We start from the raw sequence: 12102 nt of genomic DNA, 5'->3' as shown, positions 1-12102 counted from the left end.
CTCGCGGTCAATCCCCCAACGAGAGACTCAACATGAGCGAGCCGACGTCACCACGGACGCCGGCGGCGACGAAGCCGCCTGCGAAGCCCAAGCCCAGGCGGGTGCGTGCCCCGAAAGTGCGAGCGTCGGCCCGGGAACCGGCACCGACCCTGGGGAAAGACTTGCAGAAGATGTCCCATCTACTGCAAGCGCTGATCCTGTCCGAGCCCAGCGTCACCAGGAAAAAGGAACTGCGGAAACAATTGACGGCCGTGCTCGATGTCACGGCGCAACTGGTCGACCGCAACGTGGGCGACGCGACCGATCTCTATCGCGACTCAACCGCCGCAGTGGAGCAGGCCAATGCGCAGATCGTCAAGGCCATGCAGGACTTGGGCGAAGTTGCGGCGACGATAGAGGCAATTGCGCGGGCGGTCGATCTGCTGGCGGAACTGGCCGCGATGGCGCCCTGAGTCATCGCTCGCAGGGATCGTCGTCGACACTTGCGAAGGGTCGAGATGGCGCGTCACTCTCGGAACGGCAGGGTACTCAAGCCTCAGAAAAGTTTCGACGCCAGTGTCGAATAATCCGCGAAATCGGCGAGCAGCGCCGCCAGCAGCAACAGACTGCCGCGGAAAATTGGGCGCTGCGTGAAGGATTGGTAAACCACGCCTTCTGTTTCCTCGATCATGCCGACCAGGCGCTCCAGCCGGATGCCGGTGTCATCGCCCTGGCACTGCGTGACACGGGCTCGCAGTTGCCTGAGGGCGCGCTTGCGGGCGCCGTCGGCCGCCTTCTTCAGAGCATGGTCGGACATGAACAGCAGCATCAGGCTGGAGACGATCACGAGCTTGAACGCAATCGGCATCACGTAGTTGTCGTTGATATTGGATCGGGCGATCACGAGCAACAGCGCGACAATCAGCGGGTAACCGATGATTCCGTAAAGTCGCTTGGTTAGTTCCTCGACGAAGCGCATGCCGACCCAGGGCCCCATTTCATTCGTCGCGAGCTTGAACTTCTCGGCATAGGCGGTCAGGGTCGGCTCGGGCCAGCGAATCGCTTCGCTGCGATCCCCCTCGTCGGGGAATGATCGGTTCAGCAGGCGCACCGCAGTCCAGACCGCGTCGATCACCAGCATCAGCAGCAGGGTGAAGGCCGGCACGAGGAAGCCGCGCATCAGGAAGTGATCGAGGAACAGGATGGCCTCGCCACGGGCCGGGAGGCGAGGGGCCCCGAACGATGTGAAAAGCGACGTTGCAAACGCGTAGAAAGCGATCGCGAGGACAAGGCCGCTCACGAGGCGGCGCGGGGTGTTGCGCCAGGCCAGCCAGTCGTTCAGGACCGCGTAGCCCTCGAGTTTGGCCGCCAGTTCCGTATTGGGGCCCTCCGGGTCCGGCTTGCCGAAAATCCAGTTCTTGATCCGCGCCCAGGGACCTTTCCAGTACCTTTCGTTGGGAAAGCAGCGTGCTGCGAAACGGTCGAAGCCGCGACATCGGGTGCGCATTTCGGCCAGTTGTGGCAACTGAAAGTGGTGTTCCAGCCAGACCGTGAAGTGGTTGGGGAAGCGGCACACCTCGACGATGAAATAGCTGGCGAGGATGAGCGCGATGAGCCGGATGGCTTCCGTTGGCCACATGCTGACGCCTTCGAACAGCGCGTAGATCTCCCCCTTGTCCAGCATGCCATGGCCTGGCGCGGCGGCGTGCCAGAGCCAGGCATAGGTTCCGAGGAGTAACGCCAGGCCGAGCGGCAGAAACCAGTCGGACTGCTCCACGGTCGTCTTGCGGCTATGGCTCTCGTCGCGCAGGATGATTGCGGCCATGACCGCGACGTAAGTCATGCCGAGGCCGATCATCAGTGCCCAGAGCGCTGCACCCCTTGGCATGGCGTCGGCCGAAGCGATGTAGGCCGAGCCGCCGATGCCGATCGCCGCGACCAGCAGGCAGAGATAGAAACCGGCCAGCGTGCATAGGAACTCGCGTGCGGGTCGGACGAGCACCAGCACAATCACCAACAGCACAGCGCCGAGCACGGCGATGCCGGCGGTCGATGTAGGCTTGGGTATCAGGGGGTGGACCTGGACCCCGGCGCTCGTGATCGGGATGGGTCGGGTGGGATCGGGTTTCAACGGGAAGATCCGCGTCCTTCCGACCTCATGCAGGCGTGGATCTTCGAGGAAACCGTCGACGACGTTCTGCGAATCGGTGGCGAGCTTTTTCCGCCAGCGTTCACCGAGACACCAGGCGCCGGGACAAGGGGTCGGCGCCGTGGTATCGATCGCGCCGCTGCCTTGGCCGTCCGTATCCCCGGCCCATGTCGCGAGCGATGGATCGCCCATGCGGGCGAGCGCCATTTCCGTAGCCAGGAGGTAGGCCGTCTGCGCGCTGTCCCGGAAGGGCGGGATATCGCGCTGGAGCTTGCGGTGGAGTTCCAGGCCGAAGCCGGAAATCATCACCAGATTGCGTGCCCACTTGTTCTTGTCCGGATGCAGAAAGCGCGCATCGATGCCATTCGTGAAGAACAGCGCATCCGGAAAGCGTTCATGCATCGCCTCGAGCACCAGCAGCTTGTCGTAGGGATCGCTCCCCAGCACGCCGACGGCCTTGATCGGATGCTCGGCAGGGTTCTCGGTCTGGGTGCGGATCTCGCGGTCGAGTTCGGAGAGTCGGGCCGCCAGACGGCGCAGGTAATCAAATTGACTGTCGCCGTCGGCGTCTTCCAGTCGCCGGCTCGCCGCGGGATCCGCGGACCCATTTCCGGGCTCGCCGTTCTTGTCGTCGCCTCTGTCCCGATGGCGGGCCTTTTCTCCATCGAGGCCGCGCAGATAGCTGTACTGGAAAATACACTGCACGCTTTCGTCGTACAGGTCTTCGGCATTCTGTCGTATGAACGGCCCCGCCTTCGGCGTCTGGTGAACGCAGTCGGCGCCGCTCTCATTCAACAGCGCGTCGCCGAAAGTCCCCGGGAGGTGCCAGCCGTATAGCGTGTCCCATTCGCCGAGCAACAGGATGCGGCTGTAAGGGCCTGCCTTGATGCCGCGCAGAGCCAGTTCCTTGGCTGCCGCCTTGGCCAGTTCCCGATCGGAGGCCAACACGCGCAAAAATGGGACCCCGTGTTCCTTGAAGGTTTCGCTGAGAGTCGTTCCGGAAAGCCGGGACGGCAACAGCCGCTCATCCTGCAGCGAGGCATTGGGCGAAAGGAAGCGCAGCGTGATCCCATCGGTATCGCGCTGGGCGCCCTGCGCCGCAGAGGTGCCCAGCACTTCGACCACCAGGTCCTGCAGGATGTCGGAGTTCCAAGGGCCCAGGACGTTGACGTTCCACGGAGGTTCATTCACGGTGTGGTCGCGGGCCGGGTTGCCGGGTTGGCGTGTGGACGGGTTTGGCGTGCCGTCCGCCGACACAGGCACAGGCGGCAGCGAGAGCGACGTCGAAGGCGACACGGGCGCGGTTGGGCTTCCCGTCGCGCGTTTGAATGCGGCGAACAGCGACTTCAGGGTGGTCAGCGGCCGGCCGTGAAACAGGTCGTTGTTCAGGTACACCAGCAGGATGGGTGCATAGCTGCGGGGCGCCGAAGTGCGCATGGAGTCGGAGGAATTCGGGCCGGAGACGTATTCCACCGGCTTGTAGACCAGCCATTCATAGAGGATACGGCCCAGGCGCGGATCGTTGTCACACAGGACGGGCCGCTCCAGAACCTTGAGCGGTCCTTGCTGCCCCTCGCACAGATCGACGAACTGCACATGTTCCGGATCTTCCGGCAGGTAGCGCCGGGCGGCATCGAAGCCAGACAGCACGGCATAGCGTACCCGGCGACGTGCCTCGCTTTCTTCGAAATAGGGTCCGCCCGGCAGCATCACCGCGACGGCATTGAGGGTTCGCGCGGCTGTGGCGGCAAGCTTTTCCGACATCGCCTCCGACAGGTGGCGTCCGGGCTTACCGGAGCGCGCAGCGAAAGATTCTCCGGGATCGAGGTGGCTGGCGGCGGCTTCGAAGGGATCCTGCCATAGCCGCGCGTCGACCTGCGCATAGGCCGGCGAGACACGCGTCTGGCGGCTGGGCCGGGATTCGTGGAATGGAACTTCGCTGACCAGCACGGTGCCGGCCACGAGGACCAGCAAGAGCCGATTGATGTCGCTGAACCAGTTGCTCAGCTTGCCGCCGTCCTTTTCGTCGTCCATCGCGCCCCCCCGAGCGTTGTCGCTGCGCTGTGAAGCGGCCTGGCTTGCGCACGGGTCCCGCAAACCGGGAGTGCGGTGCGCGCTAGGCGTCCGTCGATGCCACAGAATCGCGACCCTAGGTCATCGGCGCGGACTTGTAAAGGCTAATCAGGTCGGCGGTGATCGATCCGCAGTCTCGCTCGGCGCGGGAGAGTGCGGCTCGCGCTGACCCGGAAGGAACATCGACTCGGTGGGTCAAGAGCTCTGCCCTGGGTTCGAAAACACGCAGGACACGCGTCGGCGGCGGGAGACAGGAAGTGGGGTTGGGTTGCCCTCGCTCCGCGCGCCGGCGGAACGAGGGCGTATGCGGTACGTCGGCCTTCAGGCCGACACCCCCGATCCACACGGTGCGGTGGAGCGGGGGGCGTGGCCGCAGGTCAGTACGTCAGACTTTTCGAAGTCAACACGTTCTGGCCGGGTGTGTAGGTGTAGCCCGAGGCCGAAACCCCGCTGACGCTGAAGGTGCAGGTTCCGCGCCGCGTGGTCCACGGTGACGAGAAGCTGGCCGTCCCCGCGGTCGAGGTCGTGCGAGTGTAAGTGCCGGACACGGTGCCACTCCAACGGCCCGTGACACTGGCGCCCGATTTCGTCAGGTTGCTGCCGTCCCGGATCGTGACGGCGGCGTTGCAGCGATAGAAGCTGCCACTGCGGCTTGCGGTCATCGTGATGTTGTCGACGTGCAGCGTCAGCGCCTGCGCATCGGGGTTGACAGTCACCGGCAGGGTTTCCGAATCCTTGAGCCCGTCGTCATCGGTCACGGTCAACGTGGCCGTAAAGGTGCCGGGCACGCTGTAGGTGTGTGCCACTGTGTCCGCCGTGCCCACCACGGGGGTCGAGCCGTCGCCGAAGTCCCAGGCATAGCTAACCAGTTGACCGTCCGCATCGGTCGACTGGCGTCCGTCGAACTGGACCGGCAGCGGTGCCGTACCCTGGGCCGGATTCGCGGACAGACGTGCCACCGGCGCCTGCAGGGCGCCCGGGTCGCTGATCGAACCGGAAACCTGATACCGGCCCAGGCTGCCATAGTCGGAATAGCCGGTGTTCAGCGGACTGCCGGTGCCGACGCCGTCAACCCGCAGGAAGTAGGTGCCGGCGGGACCGTCGTAATTGATCGTGGCCGCCAGTGTGCCCGTGGGACTCGAGGTGGCCAGGACGGTTCCTGCCGTGTCGAGGAGTTGGGCGGACAGATCCAGGTTGGGGCCGCGCGCGGCGGGCGCAACGCTGATCGAAATCGTGCCCGCGCCACTGGCGAGCGCGAACACGTCGCTGTCGGCGCGCCGTTCGATGACTCCGGTGCCGGAAAGCGTGGCCCCGCCGCCCGCGCTCTGCAGCGTCGAGGCGGTCGCGATGTCGTTGCCGTGATCGTCGGCCACCAGCGGTGCGCCGGTGTTCTGCAGAACCACCAGATCGTCCTCGAGATTGTTGGCGCCGGAGTATTCGCCCTTGCTCCATTGCGTCACTTCCTTGCTGTAACCAACGCCCATGATCGGCGCCCAGCCGGTTGCTCCGCTCCCATGGCCCGCGTAATAGCCCTGCGTTGCGGTTCCGTCATGGGCAAGACCGAGGTTGTGGCCGGCCTCGTGCGAAATCGCTTCCGCCGTCGCTTTCTCGCTGCCGCCACTGAGAGCGTTGTAGAACACCCAAGCCGGTTTGTAGCGGTCGCCGGTGTCGTCGAAGATGCCGACGTAGGCGAAGCCGCCGCAGCCGCAGGAATTGGCAGTGCCAGCCGTGAAGTCGCGAGTGATCACCACCCGAGTCCCGAAAATGGTGTCGGATGAACTCGCGCGCGTGATCGCATCGGCGGCGGGTTCCTGTGTCGTCACGTCGACGCCGAACGGCGCATAGTCTTCTGCCACGCGCTGCCAGATGTACTGAATGCGCTCCTGTTCGGCTGCGCTGAAGCTTGCGGCATTGCCGTCCAGATCGAAGGCCGGCGCGTTGATCGTGGTGCCGTAGGTGCTGTTCCAGGCCGTGCCGGTGGCGACGTACCCGTTGAAATCGAGGTAGATCACACGACTGGCACCGGGGCGGCTGTGCAGCAAAAAGGTCTGCTCCAGCGGCTGCAGCGCGGCCTCGGGTTCGGCCCCGGCGGGCGATGGGAGGTCATCCGCGGCGTCGGGAAGCTCCGGCACTTCTTCGATGTAGAGCAGGCGTCCCGATTCATCGATCCAGGCGGTTCGGTCCTGCCGCAGGGTTTCCTCGAGTTTCTGCGGTGTCATGCGGTACCAGGCAGCGATTGATGGCAATTTGTCCGCCAGCGCGCCGATGGCCTGCTCGCCCCGGAAACGTTGGTTCTTGAGCCGGACGCTGGGGAAGGGTTGCTTCTGTCCGGGGGGGGCTGCCTCTGCGTTCCCCGGTGACGCGATCAGTGCCGCGAGTAAGGCACAACTCGCTGTCAGTGTGGCGCCGCGCAGGCGCGACGGATTCCCGCTGGACGCAGCGGTGGGTTTCGGCAGTGCGTTCTGCCCTGAGTTTAAGGTTCCGCGTTGCATGGCGTACTCCTGGCTTTCAAGCCTATCGGTGCCGGGCGCAGCCGCTGAGCGGCCAGCACCTCGGCTTAATGAAGGTCACGCGAGGGGTTGTGGCTCGAACCATGGCCCCTGCGTCAAGGTTCCCGGGGCGTAAGCTCCGGGAGTCGTTGGGGGGCGGGTCGACGTTGGACACGCTCTCGGAATGCTTCGCGGTTGGTGCATAGACATGCGTCGCGAGCCTTTCCCGAGGCACCGGCGGTCAAGTTGCGCCGGTGTCGTAGCCAGTGCAGTCGGATCAGGCAACGAATCGATCGTTCGACGGCATCGCTCGCGTTGCTAAGCCGAACGACCAGATCCCCGGCCGGTAGATGTCCCCCGGAGGCGCTAGTCCATAAACCATGCCATTTATACGGAATGGTTTATGTAATTGAAAAGAAATAGGTATTTTTACCGGTGTGGATGGTTCGACGGGGCGCCACGTCGGGAGGCAACGACAGGGAGTGTCCTCGGGGCGATGCCTTTGCCGGCCAGCGGCACAGGCGTTGCCGGTCAGCGACAGGGTGACATCGCGTGGACAGCGCGGTTTACTTGGCGTGTGTCGATGGCAAGGGTGGACGGTGACGAATCGCTGTCGCCGCAGCCCGCCGCGGCCACGTGCCGGACGATTGCGGCTCGCGCAGCAACGCCTGGGATTCGGGGGAATTGCGGGATCCCGGACCTGCAGGGGCCCGGGGAAGCTCGGTGCCGCTCGCTCAGGCGGCGTCTTCGTCTTCCGGTTGCGCGAAGCCGCCTTCGCTGACCAGGCGTTGGAACAGACCGCCGGCCCGCGCCAGTTCATCGAAGCGGCCGGTTTCGACGATGCGGCCGCGGTCCATCACCAGGATCTGGTCCGCGTCGCGCACGGTGGACAGGCGGTGGGCGATGATGAAGGTCGTCCGCCCGCGGCGGATGCGGTCCAGCGCCCGCTTGATCTTCGCCTCGGTTTCGTTGTCGAGCGCGCTGGTCGCTTCGTCCAGCAGCAGGATCGGAGATTGCTTCAGCACCGCCCGTGCGATCGCGATGCGCTGGCGTTCGCCACCCGACAAGGCCTGACCGCGTTCGCCGATCACGAACCCGTAACCGCCCGGTTTGCGCAGGATGAATTCGTGCGCTTCGGCAAGCTGTGCGGCAGCCTCGACTTCGGCCGGCGTGGCCTCGGGTCGTCCGATCAGGATGTTCTCCGCGATCGAGCGGTTGAAGAGCCCGGCTTCCTGAAACACCATCGCCATGGCCTGGCGGAGCGAGGTCAGGTCGACGCTGCGGATGTCCTGGCCATCGATGGTGATGGCGCCGGAATCCGGATCGCGGAAGCGCTGCAACAGGGCAAGCGTGGTCGACTTACCTGAGCCGGTGGGACCGACCAGGGCGATCGTCTCGCCCGCCTCGGCGACGAAACTCGCATCGAAAATGCCCTGATCGGAGGCGGGGTAACGAAAGTTGACCCGATCGAAAACCACTCGGCCGGTCGCGACCTGAAGCGGCGGCTTGCCGGGGGTGTCATCGATGTCCCCGGCGGTATCGAGCAGTTCGAAGAACGAGCCCAGCGTCGGCGCCTGTATGAAGATGCGGGATACGAAACTGGACAGCTGGTCGAGGCGGCCGATCAGCAGCGCGGCGAAACCGACGAAACTGACGATCGCCCCGACGGTGACATCCCCACGCTGGGACAGCACTGCGCCCGTGGCCAGCACGGCGACCATCGTGACCGTGCTGGCAGCGCGGGTCATCACGGTCAGGATCGCCCACCAGGTCAGCACCGGATACTGAGCATCGAGCAGGTCGATCATCAACTGCCGCAGCGCCGAAGTCTCCTGGCGAAAGCGGGCATAACTCTGCACCACGGCTACGTTCCCGATGACGTCGCCGACCTGGCCGAACACGTTCTGGTTGTAACGCTCGACGGCGGCCTGGCCGGAGTCGGTGCGCCGGACCACGATCACGTTCAGCGTCGTGTAGACGACCGCCAGTACCGCGAGGATCCCGGCCAGGTGCGGGTTCAGGGCGATCGCGGTCGGCACCATGAAGACGATCCCGACAAAGGCGGCCACATGCTCGCGGAAGAAGCTCAGCCACAGGGCGAACAGGATGTCGGTGCCGGCCAGCATCGTGCGGACGATACGGCCGGAGCCGCGCTCGGCGTGGTAACTGATCGGCAGGGCGATCGCCCGGTCGAAAGCGGCCTTCATCGCGCGGAGACGCTGCCGGTGCGCGAAGCGGTCGGCGACCAGTGCCACCACCACGCTGGCGGCGATCCCGATCAGCCCCAGCACGGCCCACAGGCCGATGTCGCGGAAGGTTTCCCGGCCGCCGGTCAGGGCATCGATAACCCGTCCGAACAGCACCGGTTCGGCCAACTGTATGGCGGCGATCGCGATGTTCGACAGGACGAGGGTCACGGACAATCCCTTTTCGGTGCGCAGCATGGATAGTGCGCGGAAATAGGTGGCGAAGATCTTCATCCGATGAACGGTTCCGTTGCAGCAGCGGGGAGAATGAGGTCCGTCGCAGTTTAACCGCTGTGCTGAGGTCTGTCCGCTGCCGCCCGGCCCCCGTCTTCGCCATATGCCAGATGTTCGATCCGGCGCCAGCGCGGGCACTCGGCATACAGCGCCGCATTGTCGCGCCATAGCCGTTGGCGGATACCCGGTGGTAGGCGGTCGGGCGCCGCGTTCTCGAACACTCGGAATTCCGCCGCGGGGATGCGGTCGAGGTCCAGAAAGGGCGCGAATACCCGGCGGAAATCGGCTTCGAACGATTCGGTGCGGATGAAGACCAGGCGTGGCGACGCCAAAAGGGCATCGGGCAGATAACGCCGGGCAACCGTCTCGGCATGCCCTTCCTTGCCGCTGGCGTAGAGAAAGCGACCTCTCAGCAGGCGCGCCGGTTGATGATCGAGGCTTGGGCTCCGGGCAACCTCGAAGTTGTAGCGGCTCTCCAGCCAGCCCGGCAGTCGCCGGATCGGGCAGACTACCAGCCGATTACCGGTGACAAACGCGGGGTCCCGATGTTCGCGCTCGGCCAGCGAATGGTGCCAGGAGGCGGACGGATCGAGCGCGATGTCCACCGGGTCCTGATGGATATGGAGCAGGTCGCGGTAATAGCGCCTAAAGAGGTTCTCCGTCTTGGTTCCTGCGCACTTCGGGAAGTGCAGCCAGACGAAATCATCGCTCCAGATCATGTCGGGGCGAGGCGGTCAACCGGGCATGCCGAGTTTCCCCCTCGGCAGTGAGCCGCATCGGGAGCGACTCGACGGGATCGCACGCGCCGCCATGGGTTTTTATTGGCCGGGTTCCATGTCGGTATAGAAGACGTTGTCTTCCCCGCCGGCATGCAGCGCTATGCGGAGCAATAGCGCCGTGAACGCAGCATTCTGGGCTGCGGAGAGCGAGGGGCGCACACCTTCGGCCGAGCGCGCGAGGAATTTCTCGATCAGCGGGACGACCGACTGTTCGTAAGCCGTTTCCGGCATGGGAATCAACGTTCCGGATGACATCTGCAGCTCCGGCAGTTTGAGGATACGGCCCACGACGACGGTTCCAGCGATACCGGTCTCGGCCAGCGCGAGGTCGGTGAGCTCGATCCGGTCGCCGTAGCCCAGATCCTCCAGTACGGCCCCCGATCGCGGGGTGATCTCGGCGATCCGGAAGGCCGAGGCGTGTGATGCCGACATCGCCTCCAACAGGGTCATCTCGTCCGAGTCCGGCTCGGGCGGCGTCTGTTCCAGGTAGCGTTCGATTACGGTCTTGTTGCCGCGCCGGTAGTGGTGCAGGCAGTAGTCGTAGATCACGGCGATTTCATCGTCATTACTCAGTACCAGGGTCCCGGCCTTGACGATCCCGAGCTTTTTCCCGCACTCGGGAACCGCGACCTTTGGCAACTGTTTGATGAGCCGCAGGTTCAGCTCGCGCGCGATCCGCCGCCAGTGTTTGTAGCGTTCGATCGAGTCGGAGTTGGCGCGCGTGCGCTTGAAGAAGGTCGGCCATTTCATCGGAAGGGATCTCACGTCGTTCTAAACCCGCTATCAGATCAGTATTTCCCAGCGCGATCAACGTGCGTGGTGGTTTGCCTGAAGGCGTTTAGGGTCGGGTGGCGCGGAATCCGTTGCCTGTCCTGATCGTAGCAGCTGTGGGCACCCTGTCAGACGATTTTACGATGCCGCGTTACGGGCTCGGGATCGCGTCGTATAGACGAAAAATAAGTCAATCAGAACAAGCATATGACCTTAATCGTCTCGAATGGTCCGGTGTTTGCTTAATGGGGTTGCGGCTGAAAAAATAGGGTGTGCTCTTACATCCACGTCATTCTGTGAACTATGTTTGAGTTGCCCATATCCTTAAACCGATTAACGGAGAATACCGATGTCCCAAGGCCATGATTTTCAGCGGGTACTCGTCACCGGCGGTGCAGGATTTCTGGGATCCCACCTCTGTGAGCGCCTGCTGAACGAGGGTTACGAGGTTCTGTGTCTGGATAACTTCTACACCGGTAGCAAGGCCAATATCGCGCACTTGCTGCAGAACCCGTTCTTTGAGGTGCTGAATCATGACATCGTGCAGCCCCTGTTCCTGCACGTATCGCAAATCTTCAATCTCGCTTGCCCTGCGTCGCCAATTCATTATCAGCGCGACGCGGTGCATACGATAAATACCAGTGTCAACGGTGCCGTCAACATGCTGGGTCTCGCTCGCCGCACCGGGGCGAAGATTCTTCAGGCATCGACCAGCGAGGTCTACGGTGATCCTGAGGTTCATCCACAGCCAGAGAGTTACTGGGGTCATGTCAACCCGAATGGCCTTCGCGCATGTTACGACGAAGGCAAGCGTTGCGCCGAAGCGTTGTTCTTCTCATATCAACGGCAACACGACGTACTGATCAAGATCGCCCGCATTTTCAATACCTACGGGCCTCGGATGCATCCGGACGACGGTCGCGTCGTTTCGAATTTTATCGTGCAGGCGCTGCGTGGTGAACCGATAACAATTTATGGTGACGGCTCGCAGACTCGATCGTTCTGCTATGTCGACGATCTGATCGAGGGCTTCATGCGCTTGATGGCCACTCAGGACGAGTTCTATGGACCGGTAAACCTGGGTAACCCAGGTGAATTCACCATTCTTGAACTGGCTGAAATGGTCATCGAGTTGACCGGTTCTCGGTCGAGGCTGGTATTTCATGAGTTGCCGTCGGACGACCCAAAACAGCGTAAGCCGGATATCACGATGGCCAAGGCCGAGCTTGATTGGGAACCCAAGGTCTGTCTCCACGATGGGCTATTGAAGACGATCGAGTATTTCGATAAGCGGATATCGAATCCGATTCCGTTCAATCGCGACATGGCAGCTTAAGAACTTATGACGGATTTTTATTCATTATTTTTCTCTGGGATGAAGG

The 12102-nt window shown here is 63.3% G+C and carries 7 protein-coding genes; 2 read left to right on the top strand and 5 right to left on the bottom strand.

The window, feature by feature from the left end; genetic code table 11:
- Positions 1-32: 32 nt before the first annotated feature.
- A complete protein-coding gene (locus ACW73L_RS03620) occupies positions 33-452 on the top strand; it encodes a hypothetical protein (RefSeq protein ID WP_498920051.1) in 420 nt (139 codons plus the stop codon).
- 83 nt (positions 453-535) lie between these two features.
- On the opposite strand, the gene ACW73L_RS03615 is transcribed toward ACW73L_RS03620, so the two are convergent.
- The 5 genes from ACW73L_RS03615 to ACW73L_RS03595 form a co-directional block, all read right to left on the bottom strand.
- A complete protein-coding gene (locus ACW73L_RS03615) occupies positions 536-4162 on the bottom strand; it encodes a hypothetical protein (protein WP_498920050.1) in 3627 nt (1208 codons plus the stop codon).
- Positions 4163-4578: 416 nt separating this feature from the next.
- On the bottom strand, positions 4579-6693 hold the full coding sequence (locus ACW73L_RS03610) for a PKD domain-containing protein (RefSeq protein WP_498920049.1): 2115 nt from the start codon (positions 6691-6693) through the stop codon (positions 4579-4581).
- 731 nt (positions 6694-7424) lie between these two features.
- A complete protein-coding gene (locus tag ACW73L_RS03605; protein ID WP_498920048.1) occupies positions 7425-9170 on the bottom strand; it encodes a glucan ABC transporter ATP-binding protein/ permease in 1746 nt (581 codons plus the stop codon).
- A 50-nt stretch (positions 9171-9220) separates the two neighbouring features.
- The gene (locus ACW73L_RS03600) at positions 9221-9889 is read right to left on the bottom strand and encodes a hypothetical protein (protein ID WP_498920047.1); all 669 of its coding nucleotides are present in this window, start codon (positions 9887-9889) and stop codon (positions 9221-9223) included.
- Positions 9890-9988: 99 nt separating this feature from the next.
- On the bottom strand, positions 9989-10699 hold the full coding sequence (locus tag ACW73L_RS03595) for a DUF7986 domain-containing protein (RefSeq protein WP_498920046.1): 711 nt from the start codon (positions 10697-10699) through the stop codon (positions 9989-9991).
- A gap of 370 nt (positions 10700-11069) precedes the next feature.
- On the opposite strand from ACW73L_RS03595, the gene ACW73L_RS03590 reads away from it, so the two are divergent.
- Positions 11070-12056, top strand: a complete 987-nt coding sequence (locus tag ACW73L_RS03590; RefSeq protein ID WP_139558384.1) for a UDP-glucuronic acid decarboxylase family protein — start codon at positions 11070-11072, stop codon at positions 12054-12056.
- The last annotated feature ends 46 nt before the right edge of the window (positions 12057-12102 follow it).

It is taken from the genome of Methylolobus aquaticus (assembly GCF_054172105.1).
This window is presented reverse-complemented; position numbering and strand designations above follow the sequence as displayed.

What these genes read in the sequence shown, in the direction of transcription:
- ACW73L_RS03595 (WP_498920046.1), bottom strand. Translation starts at nt 10,699, where the DNA reads ATGAAATGGCCGACCTTCTTCAAGCGCACGCGCGCCAACTCCGACTCG.
- ACW73L_RS03610 (WP_498920049.1), bottom strand. Translation starts at nt 6,693, where the DNA reads ATGCAACGCGGAACCTTAAACTCAGGGCAGAACGCACTGCCGAAACCC.
- ACW73L_RS03620 (WP_498920051.1), top strand. Translation starts at nt 33, where the DNA reads ATGAGCGAGCCGACGTCACCACGGACGCCGGCGGCGACGAAGCCGCCT.
- ACW73L_RS03605 (WP_498920048.1), bottom strand. Translation starts at nt 9,170, where the DNA reads ATGAAGATCTTCGCCACCTATTTCCGCGCACTATCCATGCTGCGCACC.
- ACW73L_RS03590 (WP_139558384.1), top strand. Translation starts at nt 11,070, where the DNA reads ATGTCCCAAGGCCATGATTTTCAGCGGGTACTCGTCACCGGCGGTGCA.
- ACW73L_RS03600 (WP_498920047.1), bottom strand. Translation starts at nt 9,889, where the DNA reads ATGATCTGGAGCGATGATTTCGTCTGGCTGCACTTCCCGAAGTGCGCA.
- ACW73L_RS03615 (WP_498920050.1), bottom strand. Translation starts at nt 4,162, where the DNA reads ATGGACGACGAAAAGGACGGCGGCAAGCTGAGCAACTGGTTCAGCGAC.